Genomic DNA, 24472 nt, shown 5'->3' with positions numbered 1-24472 from the left:
CGATAGTGCCGTGACCGGGGGACGGCACGCCGGCGGTCCGTGAATTCAGCGGTCCGCCGCCCGGTCCACCACATCGCGGATCGCCCGGACCACGGCACCGGGGCGGTCGAAGCAGAGCCGGTGGTGGAAGGTGCCGGTGAGGACACGCTGTTCGCCGTACGAGACTGCCCGCACCAGGGCCGCGTCCATCCTCGTCTTCGCGTCGGTCAACTCCCGCGCGGCGGACCCTTGCCGGGACGGGTCGTCGCCCACTACGGTGAGCGCGATCACCGGGACGTCGGGGATGCCCGGCCCCGCCCGCAGTTCGGCGGCGAGGCCGGCTGCGGCGGCCCGCTCGGCGATACCGACCCGCATCCATTCATCGGTCACCTTGGCATCCATCAGTGAGTGCCAGATCCGCTCCGGGTAGCCCGCGGGCAACTCGGTGCGCATCGCGCGCAGGGTCGACCGCATATGGTCGAGCTGCTCCGGATCGGCTGCCATCCGCTCGACCTCGGCCAGGCTGCCCGCGGGCGGCACGAACTCGTCCCAGTCGCGGTGCAGGCCGTCCAACCACACCAGTCCCGCCACGTCCCCTGGGTACAGCTGCGCGAACCGGTGCGCGTAGAAGGCGCCGAGCGAATGGGCCGCGAGCACATAGGGCGCGGTGATGTTCGCTGCGCGCAGCAGATCGCGCAATTCCGTGGCGACCGCGGCAGCGGATCGCGGCAGGGGCAGCGGATCGCTGTAACCGGTACCGCCGCGGTCGTAGACCACACCGGTCGTGAATTGCGAAACCTGCTGCTGGACAGCGAAATAGTCGAGCCCGATCGCGCCCGCGCCGGGCAGGAAAACTACGGCCGGCCCGCCGCGCCCCGACCGGTGCGCAAAAATGCGGCGGCCCTCGATTCCCTGGAACTCTCCGATCGGTGGTGCGAGCCGAGCCGAGGAGATGATGTCGTTCGTCATGTGCCGAGCTTGCAACCCCGACGCAGGGTCAGGGTCAATCCCGTCCGCCGCAGTATCCGAAGTGCGCGCGACCCCGGGCCCCGGAAAGGCCCGGTATGCGCGCACACGACATCGTCGGAATTCCACCGGCACGGGATCGCTATGGTTTGTCGTGTGGCCCTGCTGATGCACCTGACGCCGGCGAAGAACGCTCGGCGAATCCACCGTGCGGGCATCACCGCGGGTGGTCTCGGCCGCGGAGTGTTCTGTATGCCGGTGATGCCGTCTTATGTGCTGTCACACCAATGGTTGCGCGAACTGCGCCGCGGCGGGCAGCGGCAGATCATCGCTGTGCATTTCCGGATACCCGACAACGAACCTGTCCTTGTCGGGCACTACTCGGCCACCGGCACGGAGATGACCGCCGCCGAGGCTGTCTCGGTGATACTCCACGCCTCCGACTCGCGCGGATACCAGATCGTCGTACCTCGTCCTGTCGCGCCCGCCGAATTGCATCGGATTCGGCAAGTACGACAGGTGACGGGATGGCGGTATCACCCGGACGCGCACGGTCGGCGGCCGTGCGCGTGTCCGGCCTGCCTGGGGCGTGGCGAATACAAGGCCGCCGACCTGCGCCGCCGGTTCCCGCTCGAGCCACCGGATCTCACGAAACCGCAACTGCTGGAACAGTTACGCAACGCCGGCAATGACGACGAGCTGATCGACGCCCTCTACGGCCTGGGCCGGCGTAGTCGTGGCGATGTCGCCGATATCGCGCGCCTGCTCGACCATGTCAACCCTGAGGTCCGTTACGCTCTCGCGTCGGCATTACAGAGCTACCGTGGCAGCGAGGCCCGCCGACTGCTGGCCCGTTTGGCTGCCGATCCCGATCCCGAAGTCCGTGACGCCGCGGCGACACGACCGTAGTGCAGCCCTATTCGGGTGCCCGGAAGCCCGGCACCACCGCGCCCGCAGCCTCGAGTCGTGACACCTCTACCGCGTCCTCGGCCCGGGATGGGCTTGGTCGGCACGATGCGCGGCGGCCCGTGCACGGTCGGCGCGTCGGCATCCTGCCGTAATGTCGCACAGTTATGGCTGCGATTACGGACCTCGTGCAGATCTGTCCACCGCCGCCGGGGCCGGTCTCAGTGGACTGGGGCGCCGTCGAAAGCGCCGTCGGTGCCGAGTTGCCCGCCGACTACAAGCAGCTCGCCACGGTGTACGGCCCCGGCAAATTCTGCGAGTACCTGTGGGTCCATCACCCGCACGGCCCGACCGAGTGGGTCGATCTACGCGGCCCGCTGCCGGCCACTCTGCGCCGGCGCCTGCGGCAGGATCGCGCCACCGGCGCTTTTCCGGTACCGCACGACCCGGACAACCTGTTCGTTTGCGGGGTGACCGACAACGGTGAGTACCTCTTCTGGGTCACCGACCCCGCGGACGATCCCGACGCCTGGCGCATAGCCGTCAACCAAGCCCGCGGGCCGGGCTGGTACACCTTCGATGGCGGGTTGGTCGCGTTCCTCGCTGCGGCCTTCAGCGGCCGGATCGAGGTGCCGTTGTTCCCCGACGGGCTTCTCGATGCCGGTGTCGGCTTCACCGCTGGCTCCCCCCAGCAGCAGACGGGCTCGAGCCGCACCGATCTCGAGTCGGAGGCGGCGGGGTCTGTCGATTCCCACGTCATTCGCGCGTGGGCCCGCACCAACGGATACGAACTACCCGGCAGAGGCCGGATTCCCGCCGCGATTACCGAAGCGTGGGAGCGGGCGACCATCGGGCTCGATTGAACCGAATCATGGGGTGACCAGGTGAGGCCACACCGATTTCGGCAGCGCCTGGCATTCGGTGGCGGTGCTGCCGGATATCTCGAGTGTCAGCGCCGTCCTCGGAAGGTACGGCGTAGGTCGTCTACCCATCGGTCCGGGATTTCCCAAGGAATGAAGTGGCCGCCGCGCTCGTGGACGGTGAGGTTGACGTGGTTGTACCACAGGGCGCGGTCGCCGCCGCGGAAGTGTTCGACGCGTTGGGCGGTGCTGATGCCCGGTGGGTTCTCGTAGCCGACGAAGGTGATGCCGGTGGGGGCCTGTACGACCGGGAGACGGTCATGGGAAGGCGTCCAGGGGTAGCGGTTGTGGTTGGCGTAGAGACGTATCGAGGTGCCGATCGTGTTGGTGGCCCAATAGATCGTGGCGTGCGTGAGGAGATCATCTCTGCTGAACACGGATTCGATATCTCCGCCGTTGTCACTCCATTTGAACCAACGTTCCAGGATCCATGCGAGCATGCCCGCGGGGGAATCGGACAGGGCGTGGGCGAGGGTGCTGGGGGCGAGGAGGTGTGCGGCCAGGTGAACGGCGAAACGTCTGTCCAGCTCTACGATCCGTGCGCGTATCTCCGCGGACACGCCGTCGGGGATCGGCAGTCCGCCGCTGAAGTCCCAGGCACGATCGCCGTTGAACAGGGTGAGTTTCAGTCCGGATCCGATGTGGATGGCATACAACTCGTCGGCGTACTTGTGGCCGAGCTGCGCGGTGACGAGCGCGCCCACGTCGCAGCCGGCAGCACCATATTTCTCGTAACCCAGAACATCGGTCATGAGCGTGTGCCAGATGTCGGCGACCTTCCAGAAATTGATATCCGGGCGGTTCTCCAGCGGGCTGGAGAACCCGAATCCGGGAAACGAGGGCACGATCACGTCGAACGCCTCGGCCGGATCACCGCCGTGCGCCCCCGGATCCGCCAGCAGGTCGGCGACCTTGGACCAGTGCCAGAACGTCCAGGGCCACCCATGTGTCAGAATCAGCGGAGTCGGGTTCGGTCCGACACCGGGCCTGCGCATGAAATGCACTGGTACACGGTCTATTTCGATTTCGAAATGCTGATAGGTGTTCATCTCGGCTTCGGCTGCGCGCCAGTCGTATCCGCTGCGCCAGTAGTCCACCAGCTCTTGGAGGTAGCTGCGAGGCACCCCGTAATACCAGTCTTCGTTGCCGGCATCGTCGGGCAGGCGGGTCAGATCCAGCCGCTGTCGCAGATCGGTGAGGACGCTGCCGGGAACGTTGATCTTTTTCGGCGCCAAGGGAAACGGCCGGCCATCGTGGGTTCTGTCACTCATCCGGCCTCCTGAGCCGCTCGGAATAATCAACTTACATAAGTGTCTTATATAAGTTGAGTATACAATTGTCCGGGTGGACGATATCGACGATTTCGACGTGGATGCCTTCGCCGCGGCAATAGAGGACTTCAACCGCGTCTACATCCGCATCCCGGTTCAGGAGAAGCTGCCGTTCACCACACTGTCGGTGCTCGACACCCTGGCCCATCGGGGCCCCGCGCGACTGACCGATCTCACCGAGACCGAACAGCTGACCCAGCCGGGTATCACTCAACTCATCGCACGCCTGGAGCGCGACGGGCTGGTGCGGCGCCGCCGTGACCCCGGCGACGGGCGGGCCGTGCTCGTTCACCTCACCGAGGCAGGCAGGCAGGTGCGGCAAGCCCGCCACGACGACCGCGTCCGGCACCTGATTCCGATGGTCTCCGAGTTGAGCCCCGCACACCGCCGGGCACTCGCCGCCGCGCTGCCCGCCTTCACCCGGCTCGCCCGGCTGGAGCGAAAGCGCTGACACGAAGGATCCACCCGGCGAACCACCGCGCTCGCTCGGGCCCAGAGGGTTCACCGGTAGCTCCTCGGCCAGGGAGACGTCCACCGTGATGGTGCGCAACGGGGGTGGCTCGGCGGCGTCAGGGGGCCGAGGATCTCGCGGCTGCTCGCCGCAGACCGGCCCCTCCCTGGCTCGATGCGCTCGGAGCATGCGGGCAACACCTGCCAGAAGTTCGACGGGCCAGAGCTGCCGCAAACCCCCTGCTAATGTGAACATATGTTCGAATCTAGCCAGAAATCCCTTGGTCAAGGCAGGACTGGCAACCGGCTGCGGAACGCCGCAGGCGACCGGCCCCCGCGGATCACCGCCCGCGCCCAGGCTTCGATCCTGCACGCGGATCTGGATTCGTTCTACGCCTCGGTCGAACAGCGGGACCAACTGCGGCTTCGCGGCAAACCGGTACTCGTGGGCGGGGGTGTGGTGCTGGCCGCCAGCTACGAGGCCAAGGGGCGCGGTGTCCGCACGCCGATGAACATCGGACAGGCCTTGCGCCTGTGCCCGGATGCGATCGTCGTCCCACCGCGGATGGCGGCCTACGCCGAGGCGAGCCGGGGGGTGTTCGAGATCTTCGTCGATACCACCCCGGTGGTGGAGGGGATCTCGATCGACGAGGCGTTCCTCGACGTCGCGGGACTGCGCCGGATCTCCGGCGAACCGCACGCCATCGCGACCGAGCTGCGGGCCCGGGTGCGCAACGAGGTCGGGCTACCCATCTCGGTCGGCATCGCGGCCACGAAGTTCCTCGCCAAGGTCGCCAGCGCCGTAGCCAAACCGGACGGGTTGCTGCTGGTGGATCCCGAACACGAACTGGAATTCCTGCATCCGCTACCCGTGCATCGACTGTGGGGCGTGGGCCCGGTGACCGCGAACGCGCTGCACGAGCACGGTATCGAACGAATCGGCCAGCTCGCCGCGTACCACGAGTCCGGGCTGCGCTCGATCGTCGGGCCGGCCGCCGCCCGGCACCTGCACGCGCTGGCGTGGGCGCGAGATCCGCGCCGGGTCGAGACGGGGCGGCGACGCCGGTCGATCGGGGCACAACGCGCGCTCGGGCGGCGTCGGCATCCGCCGGCGGAGATCGAAGCCTACCTACACGGCCTGGTCGATCGCCTGACCCGGCGGTTGCGCGCCGCGGAGCGGGTCTGCCGCACGGTGGTGCTGCGGATGCGGTTCGACGATTTCGTCCGGGCCACCCGATCCCGCACATTGCCCGAGGCCACCGATCACACCGCGACGATCCTGCGCGCGGCCCGTGGTCTGCTCGCCGAGGCGTTGCCGCTGATCGACGAACGGGGGCTGACGCTGATCGGTTTATCGCTCACCAACCTCGACAACACCGGAACCCAGCAGCTCACACTGCCTTTCGAACACGAGCCTCCGCCCGCTCTGGACGCTGCGCTCGACGATCTGCGCAGCCGATTCGGTTCGGCCGCGGTGACCCGTGCCGCACTTCTCGGCCGGGGTGAGGGGTTGTCGGTGCCGCTGCTGCCCGACTGAGCGCCGTACGCAGGGTCCGCCGATCGAGGCGACGCCCGGCGAACCGGACACGACCGCAGGAAATCTGGACGTGTGTTCAACTCTATGGTTCGCTGCGAGTCGAACAGGAAGGAACCCCCGATGGCAGCAACCCCTGATCCCCGGATATCCGCGACCGGCCGGAACACCGTCACACGGGCGGCGCTGCCACGCCGAACGGTGCTGGCAGGTGCGGCAGCAGGGACAGTGGTCCTCGGGGCCGCGGCCGCGACGGTGCCCGGACTCGGCGAGCCGCTCGGCGCCCGGGCGCAGGCGGCACCGGATTCCGGCGAATACCGGATCGGCCTGGGCATCTCCGATATCACCGGCCCCGCAGCCGAATGCGGAATGATGGGCTACTCCCAGCAGGACCAGACCACCGCCGGGATCCATCTCCGGCCCCGGGCGCGAGCCTTCGTATTCGCCACCGGCGAGAGCCGGATCGTCTTCGCCGTCGCGGAGAACGCCATGATCTTCCAATCGGTGCACCACGGGGTGCTCACCGAACTGGCCCGCCGCTTCGGTGACCTCTACACCGAGCACAATGTGCTGCTCACCTCCACCCATTCGCACGCGGTATGCGGCGGCGCCGCCCACGATTACGCCTACAACCTGTCGATCCTGGGTTTTCAGCAGCAGGTCTACGACGCCGAGGTGAACGGTCTGGTCGAGGCCATCAGTACCGCGCACGCCGATCTCGGACCCGGCACGCTCACGCTCGGTCGCTCCGAACTGCACGACGCCAGCGTCAATCGGTCCCGGGTCGCCTTCGATCGCAACCCCGCCGAGGACCGGGCCCATTTCCCCGAAGCCGTCGATCCGGCGGTCACCGCGCTGGGGATCAGTAAGGGCGGCAGGCAGGTCGGCGCGATCACCTGGTTCGCCACCCACAACACCTCGATGACGAACAAGAACAGGTTGATCAGCGCGGACAACAAGGGATACGCCTCGTTCACCCACGAGCACACCGACCACGGCGTCCGCTACCTGGACGGCGCACCCGAATTCGTCGCGGCGTTCGCCCAGACCAACGCCGGTGACATGTCACCGAACCTGAATCTCGCGCCGGGGTCGGGACCCACCGACAACGAGTTCGACAACACCCGCATCATCGGCGAACGGCAATACGAGGCCTCCCGCACAGCCCTCGAGAACGCCCGGCCGTCGAGCGGTCCCGTCGGCTCGGTGTTCTGCTATATCGACCTCTCCGATATCACCGTGGACGCGCGTTTCGCACCGGGTGGCGTACCGCGCCACACAGCACCACCCGCCGCGGGAGTGTCGTTGTTCGCCGGGAGTGTCGAGGACGGGCCGGGGTTACCGGGCGGGCCGATCCAGGAGGGGGTACGCCACCCGTTCCTGGAATCTCTCGGCGATCCGCACCCGGCGGTGCCCGCCTGGCTCGCCGACGCGCAGGCCCCCAAAGCCGTCGCGGTGCCGTTCACGCTACTGCCGCCGGCGCCCTGGGTGCCCAGTGTCGTACCGGTCCAGATCATGCGGATCGGCGCACTGTATCTGGCCGCCGCCGGCGCCGAATTCACCATCGTGGCCGGTCTGCGGATCCGCCGGGCGGTGGCCGACGCGCTGGGTGTGGGTCTCGACCAGGTATTGACGCAGGGCTACGCCAACGCCTATCACGAATACGTCACCACCCCGGAGGAATACGACGCGCAGCAGTACGAGGGCGCGTCGACTCTGTTCGGCCGCAACACCCTGCCCGCGTATCAGCAGGAGTTCACCCGACTGGCCACCGCTCTCGCCGCCGGCACCACCGTCGACCGTGGCCCGGCACCGCGCGACCTGTCGCACCTACAGCCGAATTTCGTCCTTCCCCCAGGCCCCGATACCGCACCGCCCGGTCAGGATTTCGGCGCGGCACTCATCCAGCCCGCCGCCTCGTACAGCCGGGGCGCCCGGGCGACGGTCGAATTCGTATCGGCCCACCCCAAACACAACCCACGCCGCAACGGCACCTTCCTGGAGGTCCAGCGACTCGTCGACGCCCGCTGGGTCCGGGTCGCCAACGAAGGCGAATGGAATATCCGGTTCCACTGGAGCAAACGCCCGCCGGCGACCTCGGTGGCGGGCTTCACCTGGGATATCCCCGGTGACGCGCCTACCGGACGGCACCGGTTCGTCCACTACGCCGACCGGATGGCTCCGGACGCGACACTGCATCCGGTCATCGGCATCAGCAACGAATTCGATATCACCTGAGCCCGGGGCACGGTTCAGGGGAGGATCGAGTCGATGTACCCGCCGTCGACGCGGACGGCGCCGCCGGTGGTCGCCGAGGCGTGCTCCGAGCTCAGGTAGGCGACCATATTCCCGATCTCGGCGGGTTCGATCAGGCGCTGTAACAACGAATGCGGCCGATGCTCCAGCATGAACCGGTGCTGGGCCTCGTCCCACGGCAACTCCGCGCCGACGAGATCCCCGACGAACTCCTCGACACCGGGTGTACGAGTCGGTCCGGCCATCACGGAATTCACGGTGACCCCGGTCCCGGCAGCGGCTTTCGCATATCCCCGGGTCACGGCGAGCAGCGCGGTTTTCGACATACCGTAGTGCACCATCTCGAGCGGGGTGACCACTGCCGAATCGCTGGCGATGTTCATGACCCGCCCGAATCCGCGTTCCATCATTCCCGGGAGATACATCCGGATGAGCCGTACCGCGGACAGGACGTTCACCTCGAAGTAGCGGCGCCATTCGTCGTCGTCGATCTCGAAGACCGGTTTCGCTTCGAAGATGCCCAGGTTGTTGACCAGGATATCCAGTTCGGGGACTTTCTCCCCCAGCAGCGCCGCCCCGGGTGCCGAAGCCAGATCGGCGGCGACCGCCCGCACCGACGCTCCCGGCACCTCGGCGATGATCGATGCACGTGCCTGCTCGGTACGTTCGGCGCCCCGGCCGTTCACCACCACGATGGCGCCCGCTCGGGCCAGTGCGGCGGCGATGGCCAGCCCGATGCCCTGACTCGAACCCGATACCAGCGCGGTCCTTCCGGACAGATCGATGTGCATGAGCCCATCGTGCCGCACCGACGGCCAGGGTTCGGCGATGCCACGCGGATCCCGGACTGCCGCGGACAGCGCCCGCGGCCAGCGCGCAAGCAACCCGTTCCCGCCCCTGACCTCGTCCGATTCCATCCGGAATTAATCTGCCATTGACAAATGGCACATTGTTGGATGATTCTGAGCGCATGACTGGGTCGACGAGGACCTCGCCGCCCGGCGTGCCGGGCGCGCCCTCATTCCGTGCACGCTTGACGGCCACCGCTGCCGAATACGGCCTGCGTCCCCTCAACTGCGCCATTCCGTTGAACCCGCCGGGAATCCTGTTCGCCCGCACCCTGATCGCCACGATCATGGCCGCAGCCGGACCGCCGATCGCGGGCACCGAGATCGAACAGGTCCGCGCCGCCGGTGTCCGCGGGGAGTGGGTCCGGGCTCCCGGGGTGCGGTTCGGCGAACAGGCGATCTACTACGTCCACGGCAGCGGGTATGTGCTGTGTTCCGCGCGCACCCACCGCGGACTGGCCTCACGATTGTCTCGGCGGACCGGACTCCCGGTCTTCGTGGTGGACTACCGGCTCGCGCCCGAACACCGCTTCCCGGCCGCCGCCGACGATATCGCCGCCGGCTACCACTGGCTGCGCGACCAGGGTTTCGCCGCACACAACACGGTGATCGCGGCGGATTCGGCGGGCGGGCACCTGACACTGGACCTGCTGCTGGAGAACGCGCGGAGCGGAGCGGCGCAACCCGCCGCGGTGGCCCTGTTCTCCCCACTGATCGATCTCACCTTCGCCCTCGCCGCGGAACAGGAACGCCTTCGACGCGATCCGGTGATCTCCGCGCGCGCCGCCCGCCGGCTCCCGCGCGCCTACACCCACGGCCAACCCGAGGACACACCCCGGCTGCGGCTCGGTATCACCACCGGCACCGCGTTGCCGCCGATGCTCGTACAGGCCGGCGGCGCGGAAATGCTCAGCGCCGATGCCCGCCACCTGCACGGCATGGTCCGCGCCGCCGGTGGAGACTGCACGCTCGAGATATGGCCGGGTCAGGTACACGTCTTCCAGGCACTCCCGCGGCTGACCCCTGAAGCCGATATCGCACTGGACCGGAGCGCGCAGTTCATGCGTACGGCCCTGCACGCGTGCGCCGCACGGAAAGTGAGCTGACATGTTCGGACTCGACTCGTTGCTGCGCTTCGGCGCGACCTCGCGCAGCCGCGGTGCGCGGGCGGTGGTCACCGGCGCGGGTAGCGGTATCGGCCGCGCCTTCGCCCAGGAGATCGCGGCCCGCGGCGGTCGGGTGGTCTGCGCCGATATCGACGAAGCCCGGGCGACGGAGACAGTGGCATCGATCGAACGCGACCACCCCGGCGTCGCGCACGCGTTCCGCTGCGATGTGGCGCGCCGCGAGGATGTGGAGATCCTCGCGCGTTTCGCCGATGCGGTCCTCGACGGCCCGGTGAGTCTGGTGATCAACAACGCCGGTGTCGGGATCGGCGGAAAGCCGGTGGGCGATATCGGATTCGCCGACTGGGAGTGGGCGCTCGGTATCAACCTATGGGGTGTGGTGCACGGATGCGAGATCTTCGCGCCTCGACTGCGGGCCACCGGCCGCGGTGGAATCATCAATGTGGCCTCGGCCGCCGGTTTCGCGGCCGCGCCCTCGATGGCGGTCTACAACACCTCCAAGGCCGGGGTACTCGCACTGTCGGAGACGATGGCCGCGGAGTTCAGCGGCACCGATATCGCCGTCACCGTGCTCTGCCCGACCTTCGTCCGGACGAATGTGGCCCGGGACGGTCGGATCACCACGGGTTCACGTGATCTCGCCGCCACCCTCATGCGCTGGACCGGGTTCTCCCCCGAGCGCGTCGCCCGACTCACCCTCGACGCGCACGACCGCGGCCGGCTGCATGTCCTGCCGCAGCCCGATGCCCACCTGATCTGGCTGCTCAAACGTGCCTTCCCCGGGCCGTACACCACCGTGGCCGGGCTGCTCGAACGGCTACTGCCGCAGGACGAATCCCCCACATCGACCACCGCACAGAGAACAGGAGTCTGATATGGCGACCATGGACTTCGAGGATATGCTCGACAAGATCAAGGACCGCCAGTGGGCACTGGCGGATATCGACTGGGACGCGCCGGGCGCGGAAACCCTCACCCCCGCACAGCTCGCGCGCCTCAAGCCGTTCATGTCGGATCTGATGTGGATCGAGAACGTGGGCGCGCGTGGTTTCGCCGCAATGGCGAAGAAGGCCCCCGACGAGACATTGCGCGAGATCTATCGCTATTTCCACGCCGAGGAGCAGAAGCACGCCAATGCCGAACTCGCGCTGATGCGGCGCTGGGGCATGCTCGACGGTGACGAGATCCCGCAGCCGAATATCAACGTCAAACTGGTGATCGACTTCCTGGACAAATACGCCGACGAGATGTCGCTGTCGTTCCTCGGAACTGTGATCCCGATGCTGGAGGTCGCGCTCGACGGCGCACTGGTCAAATTCATCATGGACGAGATCGAGGATCCGGTGTGCCAGGAGGCGTTCCGGCGTATCAATGCCGACGAATCCCGCCATCTCGCGGTGGATTTCGCGGTGATGGATGTCCTCGGCCACGCGGAGATGCGCAAACTGCTCATCGAATTGGTCGGCGGCTGGATGAAACCGACATTCCTCATCGGGGTCCTCAGCTATATGCCGCTGCTGAACAAGATGCGCGACAATATCGTCGCGATGGGCGTGGACGAGAAGAAGCTGTACTCAGCGCTCGAGCGGTATCGCAAGGTCGGCGAGCGCAGCGAATTCGCCCGGCGGCTGCCGATGTACCAGATCGTCAAGCTGCACGGTACCTGGGTCGTCGATCGGGGCCACCCCTACCATCTGCTCGCGGATACGCTCGTGAAGGTCACCGGGCGGATACCGCGGCGGCTGCTGCGCAAGGACCCGTCGTGGTCGAAGGAAATCACCTACACCCCCGCCGCGTGACTAGGAAACCCATGACCACGACCAGCACAGCCCCGCTCGACGTCGCCGTGATCGGTGCGGGATTCGCCGGAATCGGCGCGGCCATCCGGCTGCGGGACCGGGGTGTCACGAATTTCGCGGTGTTCGAACGCGGCGACGCGGTCGGCGGAACCTGGCGCGACAACACGTATCCAGGCGCCGCTTGCGATATCCCCTCACGGCTGTACTCCTACAGTTTCGCGCCGAACCCCGATTGGTCACATACCTATTCCGGCAGCGGCGAGATCCTCGGGTACATGGAATCGATGGTCGCGAGATCCGGTATCGGCCCGCATATCCGGTTCCGGCACAACATCACCGGTATGGAATTCGACGAGGGCACCGGAACCTGGGAGATCTCGGTCGCGGGCGCGGAGCCGGTCCGCGCCCGGGCGGTGGTGCTGGCTTCCGGACCACTCACCGAACCCGGTTACCCGGATATTCCGGGGATCGACACCTTCACCGGTCACAAGATCCACAGTTCCCGCTGGGACCACGACTACGATTTCGCCGATAAACGGGTCGCGGTGATCGGCACCGGCGCCAGTGCGGTCCAGATCATCCCCGAACTGGTGAAGCGAGCCGGTTCGGTCAAGGTTTTCCAGCGCACCCCCGGCTGGGTGCTGCCCCGGGTGAACCGGCGGACCGGTGCGCTGGCCAAGGAGCTGTACCGGCACGTACCCGGCGCGGAAACACTGGCCAGGCAGGCCTGGTTCTACGGGCACGAATCGGTGGCGCTCGGCGTCGTCTGGAACACACCGCTCACCCGGGTGGTCGAACTGGTCGGCCGGGCACAGTTGCGCCGCCAGGTCGCCGACCCGTGGCTGCGCCGCCAGCTCACCCCCGATTTCCGCGCGGGCTGCAAACGACTGCTGATGACCGACGACTATTACCCGGCGTTGCAGCGCGACAACTGCAAGCTGATCACCTGGCCGATCGCCCGGATCGCCCCCGACGGGATCCGCACCGCCGAGGGTATCGAGCACCGAGCGGACTGCATCGTATTCGCCACCGGGTTCGACGTGTCCAAGACCGGGACGCCGATCCCGATCACCGGGCGCGGCGGGCGGGTACTCGCCGACGAATGGCGGCGCGGTGCGTTCGCCTACCGCAGTGTCACGGTCTCGGGTTATCCGAATCTGTTCCTCACCTTCGGCCCCAATTCCGGCCCCGGGCACAACTCGGCCCTGGTGTACATGGAATCGCAGATCGACTATCTGGTCCGGGCGATCGGCATCATCCTGGATCGCGACCTGCGTATGCTCGATGTGCGCCGCGAACGTCAGGACCGCTACAACGAAGCCGTGCAGCGCAGGCTCGGGGCGACCACCTGGAACTCCGGTTGTCGCAGCTGGTATCTCACCGAGGACGGGTTCAACGCCACCATGTATCCGGGGTTCGCCACCCAGTACCGCAACCAGTTACGCGAGGTTGATCTCGACGACTACACGGTGGTGGCGGCCGAGCCGCGGATCGCGCGGAGGGTCGCGTCGGTCTCCTAGTCGGCGGCTAGACTCGAATTCTCCAGCCGGGGACAATCGGCGCAGGCGGGCGAGGGAGGTGCGGATTCATGGCGCGATACCGGATCGATGATCTCGCCCGCGCCGCGGGCACCACTTCCCGCAATGTCCGCGCCTACCAGGAACGCGGCCTGCTCCCGCCACCGGCCGATCGGGACGGCCGGGCCAGTATCTACGACGATTCCCACCTGGAGCGGCTCCGGCTGATCGACGCCCTGTTGCAGCGCGGTTTCACCACCGCGCATATCGCCGATTTCATCACCAGCTGGGAAACCGGTAAAGACCTCACCGAGGTGCTCGGGTTGCAGCACGCCGTCACCGCGAACTGGTCGGAGGAGGAGACCTTCGAGGTCCCGCGGGAACTGCTCGCCACCATCCTCGGCGATCAGACCGAGGAACTGGTGGAGCAGCTGAGCCGAATGGGCCTGGTCCGGGTGGACGGTGAAACCGTGGTGATCACCGATACCCAACTGCTCACCTCGTTCACCGAATTGCACGAGTACGGGGTGGAGCTGGGGACACTGATCTCGGTGTATGCCGAGGTGGCGACGCGAATCGACGCTATCAGCGGACTGCTCATCAACGCGGCGAAGAAACATATCGTCGACGAGCACGGACCGGGCTGGCTACCCGGTTCCAACGACGAGATCGCTGCGACTACCCGCATGCTGAACACGATGCGCGAACTCGGCGTCGCCGCGGTGCACACCAGTCTCGCCCGTTCACTGGACACGACCCTGCGCCGCGAACTCGGCGACTACCTCGCCACCGCCGCCGAGCGGGAGCGCGAGCAACGGATGGGTGGCGTCCAGCGCGACCGCTGACCGGTTTCGGCCCGGTGACCACTGTCCGTCCTCGTCTTCTGCTCGACCGCCGCCGAGCGGCCGGGCATCCTCCGCGGAGCTTCCGTGTGTGCCGCCGACCCGCCTCACCATCGGTTCCAGTGCAGTACCTGTGCGCGGTCGAGACAGTCCCGAGGCAGCACACCGGCGTGATCGGTGCCTCGGCCGAGCGCTGGTGCTCTTCGAGCAGCACCGAACACGACGGTTTCGCGCACCGCCCGGCCCGTCCCCGATGAGGCCGGGCGCGGGTACCGGTCGAGACTCCTGCCGACCGGTACTGTGCGGAGAATGATCGACTCGAGTGGGCTACCCGGCGACGACGAACCGCTCGATGCGCTGCCGGAAGTCGAACGGGTCCACTCGCTGCTCGCCGCCTGGCTCGGCACCCCCGCATCCCCCCAGGTACTGGACGCGTTCGCTGCCGCGCAGCACGCCGACTTCTCGATGGTGACGACCGCGGGCGCGGTACTGCGGAAAACCGAACTACTCGCGGGTCTGCATCGGGCCCGCAACAGCCGCCCCGGTCTGGCCATCGAGATTTCGGATGTCGAAATACTCTGCACCACCGCGGATACCACCGTGGTGCGGTTCGTGGAACAGCACCACGCTGGCCAGGGCACCGACTACCGGCGCACGACCGCGGTGCTGCGCACCGACCCGGAGCAGAACCGGTACCGCTGGCTGACCGTGCACGAAACCACGGTCACACCGGCCGAGGTCGAACGTTCCCTCGGCTGACCGCGGTTTTCGCGTGGCTCGACTGCCTGCCCGCCGACAGTGGGCGACGGATAGCGAACGAGCCCCGGCTCAGGTGGACAGATACGCGTCGACGCCGGCGGCCGTGAGCGCGACGACCGTCGCGGTGGCGACCGCCAGGTGGGTGCGGCGGTAATGGGTGGTGAGGACAGCCGCGAATTCGCGCAGGAAGGCGGCGGGGATGAAGTAGCGAGCGGTGCGGGCGCCGACGACGTGGGCTTCGATGCCGAGGCGGCGGGTCAGTGCCGCGGCGCGCAGCACATGGAAATTGCTGGTGACGACAGTGATTCGGGATTCTGCCGGGTCCAGGCCGCGACTGCCGAGCAGATCGAGGGTGTTGCGCAGGTTCTCCTCGGTGTTGCGTGAGCACCGTTCGCGCACGATCGCGGTATCGGCGACACCGGCCGCGACGAGGTATGTCGCCATCGCGTCGGCCTCGCTGACCGTCTCATCGCCGCCCTTCCCGCCCGATGTGATCAGAATCGGGGCCCGGCCGCCCGCGGTCTCGGCCCGATGGACCCGCAGCGCCCGATCCAGCCGGGCCGCGAGCAACGGGGTGACCCGGTTACGGTTCAGGCCGCAGCCGAGGACCACGATGGCGTCCGCGCCCGGCTCGTCCGCGAGCCTGCCGTAGACGAAGGCGTGTACCGCGAAGGCGAGCAGATGCGCCAGCAGGTACACGCCGACCAGGGTTGCCGTCGCGGCGACCAGCATCAGCCAGTGCGGTACCGCGGGACCGCGTCGCAGCGCGAGCACCGCCGCGACGGGCAGCACCAGCAGGCCGAGACCCAGCAGCACCGGAGTCATGGTGGTAGGCCGCACCCCTTCGCGCCGGGTGACGGTGATCCCGTTGGTGAGCAAAGCGAGGCCGGCGAGGATCACTCCCGGCAGGAAAAGCGCCCCGAGCAGTACCGAAGCCGAGTCCGAGGCGGACAGGGCGGCCAACCGTGCGGCCGCCGTCCCCGCGCCGGCGACGACCAGTGTGACAGCCGCCAGCAAAAAGAATCCGGTGGACAATCGGCGCGGTTCCCTGCTCATCCGCGTAACTCCGAACACCGCCACCGCACAACCTGCCGCGAGCAGTACCGCAGGATCCACCGTTGTCCTCCTCTGTCCAGTGCGGATGAATACGCCGCTACCCCAGCCGGATACCCGGAAAGTTGCCCACCGGTCGCCCGAACGAGAAAGAGTTCGATCCCGACCGTTCCGGCCCGTTGTCCCGCTCGCCGGAACAGCCGGGCTCCGCGAGTGGCTCGACAGTCCACCCTCCCCCGTATGCTGCCCGAGACGGGGGCTGAGCCGCGCACACCTCCGGACGTCCGGATCCGCACCGCGCCGAGCCCGGGCAGCCCGGATGATCGAAGGAAGTGGTCGATGCGGTCTTCGTACAGCGCAATCCTGCGCCGGGTGTTCCCGGCGGCGGCGTCCGTGCTGATGGTGCTGGGCGCCTGCGGAGCTGCGTCCGCAGACCCGGCGGTACCCGATCTCGGGCCCGCCGGCACCGCACTGATCCACGGTGACCTCGCCTCCACCGACAGCACCGGTCTCCCCGGCCCCGGCCCGGACGGCCGGCTCGTCGCGTCCTCGGTTCCGGAGGGTGCGTGCAGTGCCACGTTCGTCGCCTCCGACGGGATGCCACTCGCCCTGTGCACCGGGTTCGTCGGCCTCGCTCCACCCGGGGTCGCCGTGCCGACCGTGAAACTCTTCGACCCGGTATCGGCTGCGCCTATCGCATCGTTGCAGCTGCCGAAGGGTGGCCTGCTGGGTGGTGTGTACGGATACCTCGACGGTAGCGACCGGGTGGTCGTCGCCGACGGCACGGGCGCGATCGACAAGGTCGCGCACCGCCGGGATGCGAACGGCCGGTGGAAGTTGTCGGTCGACGAGCGGGTAGATGTTTCCGCCGGCATCCCGGCCGGTGATGCGATCACCGGGGTGGCACCGGATTTTCGGGGCCGTATCTGGTTCGCTACGACCGGGGGCGTAATCGGCACCGTCGACGCCACCGGCCGCGTCGCCGCGACCCGGTTGCCCGATGGCGAGAAACTCACCAACGGGCTGAGCGTGCACCGCGACGGCACCTCGGTCTTGACCACCCGCGCTCTCTACGAGATGCGCGCCACGAATTCCGATGCGCCGGAAGTGATCTGGCGGCAGCCCTACGAAGCCGGGGCCATCCGCAAACCCGGTCAGCTCGGGCCCGGATCCGGCACCACGCCAACCTATTTCGGGCCCGGCGGTGACGGCTGGGTGGCGATCGTGGACGATGCGCCGCGGCCGCAGCTGATCGTCTATCGCGTCGGCGACGGATCCCAGGTGTGCCGGATACCGGCCTTCGAAACCTCCGGTCAGGGCACCGAGAACTCACCGATGGCCTGGGGGAATTCGCTGGTGATTCCCAGCACCTACGGGTTCGGTTATCCCCCGCAGGCGACATCGGGGCCCAGCGCCCCACCGACCGCGCCGTTCACCGGCGGAATGACCCGCATCGATGTCTCGGAGTCCGGTTGCCATCGTGTCTGGGAGAGCGGTGACCGGATGGCCTCGCTCCCCCGTCTCTCGCGGGCCGACGGGCTGATCTACGGGCTCTCCTACGGACCGCTACCGCCCGGCGGCGGAATCCAGCAGGTGGGGCCCGTCTACTACACGGCAGTGGATTTCGGCACCGGCGATCTGCGGGCTCATCGGGAGGTGGGTGTAGCTCCGCTGGACGAACCCCTGCAACTCACCGGGACCATCGGCCCCGATCGTTCGTACTGGCAGGCCACCGTCGGCCGGATGCTACGGATCGCGCCGTAGGTGTCGAAGCCGTCCGGTTCAGTCGATCGGATCGCGGATGATGGGGCAGGTCATACAGTGACCGCCACCCCGTCCGCGTCCGAGTTCGGCACCGACGATGGTGATGACCTCCACTCCGGCTCGGCGCAGCGCAGCGTTGGTCTGGGTGTTGCGGTCGTAGGTGAACACCACGCCCGGTTCCAGGGCGACGGCGTTGTTCCCGGAGTCCCACTGCTGCCGTTCGGAGGCATAGAAGTCGCCGGCGGTCTCGACCACTCGGAGTGCCCGGAAACCTAGTGCGCGCCCGACGGACCCGGTACGGGTCCGCGGGCTCGGCGACAGTCGTCAGGAGCGGCGGGCGGTCCAGACGGTGACGGTGAACAGCAGGACGCCGGCGGCCGCCAGCCCGGCGCCGACCAGCGCCGGGGCCGTATAGCCGTAACCGGCCGCGATCACCAGGCCGCCGAGCCAGGCACCCGCGGCATTGGCGATGTTCAGCGCGGCATGGTTGAGCGCGGCCGCCAAGGTCTGGGCGTCAGCCGCCACATCCATCAGCCGGGTCTGCAGGCCGGGGGCCAGCGCGGCACCTGTGGCACCGACCAGCAGCGCGCCGATACCCGCGGTGATCGGATTGTGAGCCGCGGCCACGAAGCCGAACAGCACGATCGTCATCGCGCCCATCGCCACGAAGATCGACCGGTCGACGCCGCGATCGGCGAGTATCCCGCCGCCGATATTGCCGAGCACCATGCCGACACCGAAGAGCATGAGCACCACCGGCACCAGACCCGCGCGCATACCCGCGACATCGGTGAGTGTGGTGCTCACATAGGTGTAGACGGCGAACATGCCGCCGAAGCCGATGGCGCCCACCGCCAGGGTGAGCAGCACCTGGGGGCGGCGCAGCGCACCTAGTTCGGTGAGCGGGTCGGTGGTCACGATCGCGGTCAACGGCGGTACGAACCGCGACAGTGCCAGCACCGTGGCCGCGCCGATGACGGCGACCACCACGAAGGCGCTGCGCCAGCCGAGATATTGCCCGAGCCAGGTCGCGGCCGGTACCCCGATGACATTGGCGGTGCTCAACCCGAGCATCACCGCGGCCACCGCTTTGGCGCGTTGCCCGGCCGGCGCCAGCGATGCGGCCGCCAGTGATGCGACACCGAAATACGCGCCGTGCGGAAGCCCGGAGAGGAAACGCGCGGCGATCATGGTGGCGAAGTTCGGGGCGAACGCCGAGGCGAGGTTGCCGATCGCGAACGCGGCCATCAGCGCGACCAGCAGCCGTTTCCTGGCCACCGACGCGCAGGCCGCGGCGATCACCGGCGCACCGACCACCACCCCGAGCGCATAGGCGGACACCGCGTGCCCGGCGGTCGGCTCGGATACCGAGAACGCGCCCGCGATGTCGGGCAGCAGCCCCATCGTGACGAATTCGGTGGTGCCGATACCGAAACCGCCGAGCGCGAGGGCCAGCATCGCCGGTATGTGCCAGCTGGTACGGGCGGGTGCGATGGGAGACGCGCTCGCGGTGGTGGTCGCGGTGGAAGTCACGCTCTGGTGTAACAGGCGGCCGCCGGGGAGGTTTCCCGCGCACAGCTGTGAGTTGGGGCACCTGCGGGTCCGCCACGGTGACGTATTCATCCAGCTGGGAGGGCTTATTCCGAGGTGAGGCGTTCGGTGGCCTATAGTCCGGCGGTACCGGTCCGGCGCAGAAAATCGGTGATCACTTCGAGTTCGGCATCGGTGTTCCTCGAGCTCCACCCGGGTACCCACCCGGTGGTTCAGCAAGGCCAGGCTTCCTGGTCGGCGTGCTGGTGCTGGAGTCCTCGCTGCGATCGGCCGACGCCGCTACCTACGCGCAGTTCAGGTCGGTGCTCCTCCCCCAGCACCCGGGCACCCGCGCCCGCTGACCGCCCGGTCGACAGCAGCCGGATAGTACACATCGCCGCCGCCGGTGGTGAGCCGATCGCGTGTCGCCGGGAAGTCGCCTGGTCGGTGGGTGAAGGCGACGATATCGTGCGGAGGCATTCGGGAAGAGCTGACCGTCTCGGCGCAGAGGCCGGTACCGGGCGCCTCCTGGGCGGCGGATCCCCAGCGATACCATCGCCGGGACCGTCCGCCGCACACGGCGACCCCGACGGCGAACGCAGCACCCAGCCCCGGCGCGGACCCGTCCGAAAGGGGCACGAGCTCGGATCGAGGACGTTGGATGGGCGACCCGCAAATCCGTGACAGGTACCTGCCCGGCGTCCGGGGCCGGGTGCCGATCCGCGAATACCTGCCCGCCACACCGGATCCGGCTGCCCCACCGCTGCTGTGGCTACACGGCGGCGCGTTCGTATCGGGTGGGCTCGATCAACTCGAATCACATGCGGTGGCCCTGCGGGTCGCCGCGACCGGGCGCCGGGTGCACACCGTCGACTACGCGCTGATCCCCCGTTTCCGGGCATGGGGCCCGCCGAAGTTCCGGCCGTCGGACAATCGCTATCCGGCGCCGCTGGACGATGTGCTCGTCGCTGTCGCCGATCTACTGACCACCGAACCCCGCGTCGTGCTCGGGGGCGCCAGCGCGGGCGCCTGCCTGGCCGCATCGGCTGCCCTGCGGTTGCGCGATTCGAGCGGCACAGGGCCGGCCGGGCTGATACTGGCCTATGCCACCCTGCACGCCGAACTCCCGCGGCTACCGCGACCGGTGCGCGACCGGCTCCGGGGCCGACGCCGACTCGGCACTTTCACTCCGCAGGTCATCCGCCGGATGAACCTCAACTATGTGGGTTCGGAGGAACGGCTGCGCGATCCGGATGTGTTCCCCGGCGGAAGCAAACTGACCGGGCTGCCTCCGGTCCTACTGCTCGACGCCGCGTACGACTCGCTCAGCGCCTCGAGCACGGAATTCGCCGGAGAACTCACCGAGGCCGGCATCGAGACCGAACATGTGATCGTCCCGGGCACACGCCACGGCTTCCTCAACCGGCCCCGGTCGGCCGGATTCCGCGACGGGACCACGACCCTGGTGCGCTGGCTCGATCGACTGGTCTAGTGTTCCGGCCGGTCCCTTCATCGGACCGGCCGGACCACTGTGCAATCAGCGGGCGGCAGCGGCCGTCTGTCCCTCCGCCGGATGAACACCGTACTTATCGGTTTCCATCAGATGCGCGATATCGCGACCGGCCGGGGTCATCGTCAGAGTCGACCGCGTCTCCACCAGGAATGCCCGATATCCGGGCTGCACATCCTCTTCCGGCCCCTGATGCAGGAGACCCTTGGGTGTCCAGGTGACGGTGCCGGGCGTATCGACCGAACCCCACGGCGAGGGACCCATGGCGTAGCAGATCACCTCGTCGAAATCCGCGTTGTGATGCACCGGCGGGCGGGTACTGCGCCGGCTGCCGGTACCGAAGACGAAATCGTGGCCCGAGGTGCTGCTCATGAGCCGGGCCGGAGCGAGCCCACCCTCGGCGACGGCGAGGCCCTGTACATGCTCGAGATTGAACCGGAGTACGAGCGGGGCGCCGAGTACATCGAGGCAAGGGATCGGATCGACATCGTAGAAATACGAGGTGAAGGTATCGCCGGTGCGGACGACCACCTCGTATTCGTCGTCCACCGGCAGGCCGGGGCGGCCGTGCGGAACGGGCCGGTCCAGGTGCAGATCGGGGTTGAAGGTTCCGGGCGCGCCCTCGGGATCGAGACGCAATTCGCCGGCGGTGACCACGATGAACTCGTTGATCTCCTCGGTGATCTCGCCCCAGCGGTAGGTCACCGCGCGCGGGATCAGGATGATATCCCCGGCCCGCACCTGCAAGGTACCCACCTCGGTATCGAGTTCACCGCTCCCGGAGATGATGTAGTGCAGTTCGTCGGCCCAGACGTTCACGTAGCCGAAGGACATCGCGGCCGAGCGCCGACTCAACTCGAAACCGGTGCCCGGACCCTCGAGGATCGGGACCGGTAGCGCTTTCGGCTCGGCGAACACACCGGCCGGTAGGTCCCAGGTATGGAAGCGGCGCGGTACGTATTCGCCACGAGCGTGCAGGAAATGGGGCCGGTACTGGGCACGCACGATCGTCGTATTGGGGCCGGCGAAACCGTTACGGGAGAAAAGCTCGATATTGGGCGCCAGGACTTCGTCTGGCATGCAGCACCTCCGAAACTTGTTGTGCCACAGATCCTAGACCCGGAACATACCCGCCGCGCACTCTTGCGAACTCATCTTTGCCAAGGTATCTGTCACCGAAAGTACACTCCCAGCAGGGATTACGGGTCAAGGCCGCAACGGGGGCACCGGCAGATCCGCACCGAAGATCTCCGGGATATCGCGGGCCACGCTGTCCGGGTAGCGAGCGGGCCGCTTCTCCAGAAACGACGACACACCTTCCAGGGCGGTGAATCCGACATCGTCGAGGGCAGTGATACCGCCGAATCGGGCGGTCAGGCCGGATATGTCGAGCACGGCGCCTCCGGAGGGGTTGATCGTGGGCGAATTCCTCTGGGGCAGAGCACAGTCCGCCGGACCGGCAATGGATCAGTCCAGCATAAGAGCGTCTCGAATGAAACACATCAGCCTATGCGTCCCAATTATCGGGAGCGGACTTGTCCGCCGAGGACAAGTGGCCTGCGGATATTTTGATACAAATAGCCGCTTGTGTTGACCTTCGTGGCACCGCCGTGGACCGCGCCATCGAACTCCGGGCTATCCCCCAGCTGACTACCCGCCGTCGGCAACGCCCGCGCCGCCAGTTCCCGCGATGTCGCCGACGCGGACCCGCGAACGCTGAGTCAGTCGGCAACCCGGTACCGAAACGCCCGGCGGTTCGCACGCACCGCGCACCGCGACCTGGGTATCATCTCTCGCCAGATACGAAAGACGTGCTGGCCGAGCACTTTCGAGCAGGGATATTCTCCACGGCCCGTGCGCAGTCGCGCCCGATGGAGCAGGCACACAACCTCAGGGGGTACTTCGAGTGACAGGGCTGTCCCGGCTGCAGCAGGCAGACAGACATGGTCGGCACGCCGCCGCCGAGTCAAGTGGCTCCCGGATACCGATCTACACATCGGAATTCGCCGCCGATCCCCACGGTTGCTATCAACGGATGCGCGCCCGTTTCGGCGCTTTGGCGCCAGTGGATCTCGCCCCCGGCGTACCCGCCACCCTGGTCCTCGGCTACCGCACCGCCGTACGCATTCTCGCGGACCCTACGCATTTCCCGGCCGATCCTCGTACCTGGCAGCAGAAGGCGCCCGCCGGCCTCCCCATCGTCGCGATGATGAGCTATCGACCGAATGCGTTGCGTACCGGCGACTCCGACCACGAACGCTATCGATCCGTGACGGTCGCGGCCCTGGCCGGTGCCGACCCGAACTCATTACGTACGGTGATCTCGCGGGCCGCCGTCTCCTTGATCAACGAGTTCTGCGCCGAAGGCGGCGCCGACCTCATCGACCGGTATGTCACACCGCTGGTGTTCCGGGTGCTCGGTGAGCTGACCGGGTGCCCGCTCGATCTCGCGGACCGGCTGAATCCAGCGCTCACCTCCGTACTCGATCTGTGCAACGACGAGGACGCCGTCACCTCCACCGAGACCACGCTCGCGGAACTCGTCGCGGCCAAACGCGCCGAACCCGGCGAAGACCTCACCTCCCGGCTCATCGGTCATCCGGCGCAACTGTCCGATGACGAGGTCGTCGATCAATTGCTCGCCATCTACCGGGTGGGGCTCGAGCCGGCCCGCGATCTCATCGCCAACACTCTGCTGCTGATACTCACCGATCCGCGGTTCACGACCAATCAGGTCGGGTTCGCACCGCCGACCAGGGAGGCGCTGGAGGAAGTGCTGGCGGCCGATCCGCCCCTGGCACACCACAGCATCGTCTATCCGCCGCTTCCGGTGCTGATCGAGGATGTGTGGCTGCCCGCCGACCAACCGGTACTCGTCAGCCCCGCGGCCTGTCACGACGACCCCGAGCGAACCGCCGGACGGCATCCGCATCACGGAACGAACCTGGCCTGGGGTGCGGGACAGCATGCCTGCCCGGCACAGGCCCGGTCGATCACCTATCTGCTCGCCGAAGAGGCCGTCGACCAGTTGCTGGACGCTCTACCGGATATGCGCCCGGAATTCGGCCCCGACGAACCGGCCTGGCGACCGAGTCCCTTCCAGCGTGCACTCACCGCACTCCGGGTCACCTTCCCGCCGACCGCCGGGATGGCCGTCCTCTGAGCATGGATCCCGCGCCTGGCCGGCCACCCCCATAGCCTCTCGATGACGCCCCGTTGACCATCGGACGAGCGTTGCAGAGCCCGGTCGCTCGAGGCACGACCTCTGGGCTCGAGTGGGAGCCCGTGGTGTAAGGTGACTGTATTCGCCGGGCTCTCGGCACTCTCTCACACCACTCGGATAGTTCCCGATTTATGTGTAACCGTCGGTTACACATAAAT

21 protein-coding genes and 1 pseudogene are annotated in these 24472 nt (G+C 67.6%); 14 read left to right on the top strand and 8 right to left on the bottom strand.

Going from position 1 to position 24472, the window contains the following annotated elements; translation table 11 throughout:
• Positions 1 to 45: 45 nt before the first annotated feature.
• Positions 46 to 948: an alpha/beta fold hydrolase gene (locus OG405_RS07895; RefSeq protein ID WP_327150955.1), complete on the bottom strand. Its 903-nt coding sequence runs from the start codon at positions 946 to 948 to the stop codon at positions 46 to 48.
• A gap of 153 nt (positions 949 to 1101) precedes the next feature.
• On the opposite strand from OG405_RS07895, the gene OG405_RS07890 reads away from it, so the two are divergent.
• Together OG405_RS07890 and OG405_RS07885 are read left to right on the top strand one after the other, a co-directional pair.
• The gene (locus OG405_RS07890) at positions 1102 to 1854 is read left to right on the top strand and encodes a HEAT repeat domain-containing protein (RefSeq protein WP_327150954.1); all 753 of its coding nucleotides are present in this window, start codon (positions 1102 to 1104) and stop codon (positions 1852 to 1854) included.
• Positions 1855 to 2018: 164 nt separating this feature from the next.
• Positions 2019 to 2714, top strand: coding sequence for an Lsr2 family DNA-binding protein (locus tag OG405_RS07885; protein WP_327150953.1), 696 nt, complete (start codon positions 2019 to 2021; stop codon positions 2712 to 2714).
• 86 nt (positions 2715 to 2800) lie between these two features.
• On the opposite strand, the gene OG405_RS07880 is transcribed toward OG405_RS07885, so the two are convergent.
• Positions 2801 to 4042, bottom strand: a complete 1242-nt coding sequence (locus OG405_RS07880) for an epoxide hydrolase family protein (protein WP_327150952.1) — start codon at positions 4040 to 4042, stop codon at positions 2801 to 2803.
• 73 nt (positions 4043 to 4115) lie between these two features.
• On the opposite strand from OG405_RS07880, the gene OG405_RS07875 reads away from it, so the two are divergent.
• The 3 genes from OG405_RS07875 to OG405_RS07865 all read left to right on the top strand — a co-directional run bounded on the left by OG405_RS07875 (position 4116) and on the right by OG405_RS07865 (position 8324).
• A complete protein-coding gene (locus OG405_RS07875; protein WP_327150951.1) occupies positions 4116 to 4553 on the top strand; it encodes a MarR family winged helix-turn-helix transcriptional regulator in 438 nt (145 codons plus the stop codon).
• Positions 4554 to 4808: 255 nt separating this feature from the next.
• Complete coding sequence (gene dinB, locus OG405_RS07870; RefSeq protein ID WP_327150950.1) at positions 4809 to 6089, top strand: DNA polymerase IV; 1281 nt, start codon at positions 4809 to 4811, stop codon at positions 6087 to 6089.
• A gap of 120 nt (positions 6090 to 6209) precedes the next feature.
• Complete coding sequence (locus OG405_RS07865; RefSeq protein WP_327150949.1) at positions 6210 to 8324, top strand: neutral/alkaline ceramidase; 2115 nt, start codon at positions 6210 to 6212, stop codon at positions 8322 to 8324.
• 14 nt (positions 8325 to 8338) lie between these two features.
• Here OG405_RS07865 and OG405_RS07860 read toward each other — a convergent pair whose 3' ends face one another.
• A complete protein-coding gene (locus OG405_RS07860) occupies positions 8339 to 9133 on the bottom strand; it encodes an SDR family NAD(P)-dependent oxidoreductase (RefSeq protein WP_327152267.1) in 795 nt (264 codons plus the stop codon).
• Between the two features lie 179 nt (positions 9134 to 9312).
• Here OG405_RS07860 and OG405_RS07855 point away from each other — a divergent pair, with 179 nt between their 5' ends.
• The 6 genes from OG405_RS07855 (at position 9313) to OG405_RS07830 (ending at position 15234) form a co-directional block, all read left to right on the top strand.
• Positions 9313 to 10296: an alpha/beta hydrolase gene (locus OG405_RS07855; protein WP_327150948.1), complete on the top strand. Its 984-nt coding sequence runs from the start codon at positions 9313 to 9315 to the stop codon at positions 10294 to 10296.
• A gap of 1 nt (position 10297) precedes the next feature.
• Positions 10298 to 11191 carry an SDR family NAD(P)-dependent oxidoreductase gene (locus OG405_RS07850; RefSeq protein ID WP_327150947.1) on the top strand — a complete coding sequence of 298 codons (894 nt, stop codon included), beginning with the start codon at positions 10298 to 10300 and terminating at the stop codon, positions 11189 to 11191.
• A gap of 1 nt (position 11192) precedes the next feature.
• Complete coding sequence (locus OG405_RS07845) at positions 11193 to 12116, top strand: ferritin-like domain-containing protein (protein WP_327150946.1); 924 nt, start codon at positions 11193 to 11195, stop codon at positions 12114 to 12116.
• Positions 12117 to 12127: 11 nt separating this feature from the next.
• Complete coding sequence (locus tag OG405_RS07840; RefSeq protein WP_327150945.1) at positions 12128 to 13636, top strand: flavin-containing monooxygenase; 1509 nt, start codon at positions 12128 to 12130, stop codon at positions 13634 to 13636.
• A 68-nt stretch (positions 13637 to 13704) separates the two neighbouring features.
• On the top strand, positions 13705 to 14478 hold the full coding sequence (locus OG405_RS07835; protein WP_327150944.1) for a MerR family transcriptional regulator: 774 nt from the start codon (positions 13705 to 13707) through the stop codon (positions 14476 to 14478).
• 306 nt (positions 14479 to 14784) lie between these two features.
• Positions 14785 to 15234, top strand: coding sequence for a hypothetical protein (locus OG405_RS07830; RefSeq protein ID WP_327150943.1), 450 nt, complete (start codon positions 14785 to 14787; stop codon positions 15232 to 15234).
• A 69-nt stretch (positions 15235 to 15303) separates the two neighbouring features.
• Here OG405_RS07830 and OG405_RS07825 read toward each other — a convergent pair whose 3' ends face one another.
• The gene (locus tag OG405_RS07825) at positions 15304 to 16350 is read right to left on the bottom strand and encodes a YdcF family protein (RefSeq protein WP_327150942.1); all 1047 of its coding nucleotides are present in this window, start codon (positions 16348 to 16350) and stop codon (positions 15304 to 15306) included.
• 276 nt (positions 16351 to 16626) lie between these two features.
• On the opposite strand from OG405_RS07825, the gene OG405_RS07820 reads away from it, so the two are divergent.
• Positions 16627 to 18051, top strand: a complete 1425-nt coding sequence (locus OG405_RS07820) for a hypothetical protein (protein ID WP_442790677.1) — start codon at positions 16627 to 16629, stop codon at positions 18049 to 18051.
• An 18-nt stretch (positions 18052 to 18069) separates the two neighbouring features.
• Here the strand turns inward: OG405_RS07820 and OG405_RS07815 are convergent.
• A pseudogene (locus OG405_RS07815) lies at positions 18070 to 18339 on the bottom strand (arginine deiminase family protein); the annotation flags it as partial.
• A gap of 36 nt (positions 18340 to 18375) precedes the next feature.
• A complete protein-coding gene (locus OG405_RS07810) occupies positions 18376 to 19584 on the bottom strand; it encodes an MFS transporter (RefSeq protein ID WP_442790676.1) in 1209 nt (402 codons plus the stop codon).
• Positions 19585 to 20242: 658 nt separating this feature from the next.
• On the opposite strand from OG405_RS07810, the gene OG405_RS07805 reads away from it, so the two are divergent.
• Positions 20243 to 21073 (top strand): alpha/beta hydrolase, encoded by an 831-nt coding sequence (locus OG405_RS07805; RefSeq protein ID WP_327150941.1) that lies wholly within the window; start codon positions 20243 to 20245, stop codon positions 21071 to 21073.
• Between the two features lie 45 nt (positions 21074 to 21118).
• Here OG405_RS07805 and OG405_RS07800 read toward each other — a convergent pair whose 3' ends face one another.
• The gene (locus OG405_RS07800; protein ID WP_327150940.1) at positions 21119 to 22171 is read right to left on the bottom strand and encodes a homogentisate 1,2-dioxygenase; all 1053 of its coding nucleotides are present in this window, start codon (positions 22169 to 22171) and stop codon (positions 21119 to 21121) included.
• Positions 22172 to 22297: 126 nt separating this feature from the next.
• Complete coding sequence (locus OG405_RS07795) at positions 22298 to 22486, bottom strand: hypothetical protein (RefSeq protein WP_327150939.1); 189 nt, start codon at positions 22484 to 22486, stop codon at positions 22298 to 22300.
• A 640-nt stretch (positions 22487 to 23126) separates the two neighbouring features.
• On the opposite strand from OG405_RS07795, the gene OG405_RS07790 reads away from it, so the two are divergent.
• Positions 23127 to 24254 (top strand): cytochrome P450, encoded by a 1128-nt coding sequence (locus tag OG405_RS07790; protein WP_327150938.1) that lies wholly within the window; start codon positions 23127 to 23129, stop codon positions 24252 to 24254.
• Positions 24255 to 24472: the final 218 nt, after the last annotated feature.

Source organism: Nocardia sp. NBC_01329 (assembly GCF_035956715.1).
Lineage (GTDB): Bacteria > Actinomycetota > Actinomycetes > Mycobacteriales > Mycobacteriaceae > Nocardia.
The sequence above is the reverse complement of the archived record's forward strand: the minus strand, read 5'-3'. Positions and strand labels throughout refer to the sequence as shown.

Excerpts from the sequence above, each read along its gene's own strand:
- OG405_RS07820 (WP_442790677.1), top strand. The coding sequence starts at position 16,627 with ATGCGGTCTTCGTACAGCGCAATCCTGCGCCGGGTGTTCCCGGCGGCG.
- OG405_RS07830 (WP_327150943.1), top strand. The coding sequence starts at position 14,785 with ATGATCGACTCGAGTGGGCTACCCGGCGACGACGAACCGCTCGATGCG.
- OG405_RS07845 (WP_327150946.1), top strand. The coding sequence starts at position 11,193 with ATGGCGACCATGGACTTCGAGGATATGCTCGACAAGATCAAGGACCGC.
- OG405_RS07860 (WP_327152267.1), bottom strand. The coding sequence starts at position 9,133 with ATGCACATCGATCTGTCCGGAAGGACCGCGCTGGTATCGGGTTCGAGT.
- dinB (WP_327150950.1), top strand. The coding sequence starts at position 4,809 with ATGTTCGAATCTAGCCAGAAATCCCTTGGTCAAGGCAGGACTGGCAAC.
- OG405_RS07865 (WP_327150949.1), top strand. The coding sequence starts at position 6,210 with ATGGCAGCAACCCCTGATCCCCGGATATCCGCGACCGGCCGGAACACC.
- OG405_RS07885 (WP_327150953.1), top strand. The coding sequence starts at position 2,019 with ATGGCTGCGATTACGGACCTCGTGCAGATCTGTCCACCGCCGCCGGGG.
- OG405_RS07895 (WP_327150955.1), bottom strand. The coding sequence starts at position 948 with ATGACGAACGACATCATCTCCTCGGCTCGGCTCGCACCACCGATCGGA.
- OG405_RS07835 (WP_327150944.1), top strand. The coding sequence starts at position 13,705 with ATGGCGCGATACCGGATCGATGATCTCGCCCGCGCCGCGGGCACCACT.
- OG405_RS07800 (WP_327150940.1), bottom strand. The coding sequence starts at position 22,171 with ATGCCAGACGAAGTCCTGGCGCCCAATATCGAGCTTTTCTCCCGTAAC.
- OG405_RS07790 (WP_327150938.1), top strand. The coding sequence starts at position 23,127 with ATGCGCGCCCGTTTCGGCGCTTTGGCGCCAGTGGATCTCGCCCCCGGC.
- OG405_RS07850 (WP_327150947.1), top strand. The coding sequence starts at position 10,298 with ATGTTCGGACTCGACTCGTTGCTGCGCTTCGGCGCGACCTCGCGCAGC.
- OG405_RS07880 (WP_327150952.1), bottom strand. The coding sequence starts at position 4,042 with ATGAGTGACAGAACCCACGATGGCCGGCCGTTTCCCTTGGCGCCGAAA.
- OG405_RS07855 (WP_327150948.1), top strand. The coding sequence starts at position 9,313 with ATGACTGGGTCGACGAGGACCTCGCCGCCCGGCGTGCCGGGCGCGCCC.
- OG405_RS07840 (WP_327150945.1), top strand. The coding sequence starts at position 12,128 with ATGACCACGACCAGCACAGCCCCGCTCGACGTCGCCGTGATCGGTGCG.
- OG405_RS07805 (WP_327150941.1), top strand. The coding sequence starts at position 20,243 with ATGGGCGACCCGCAAATCCGTGACAGGTACCTGCCCGGCGTCCGGGGC.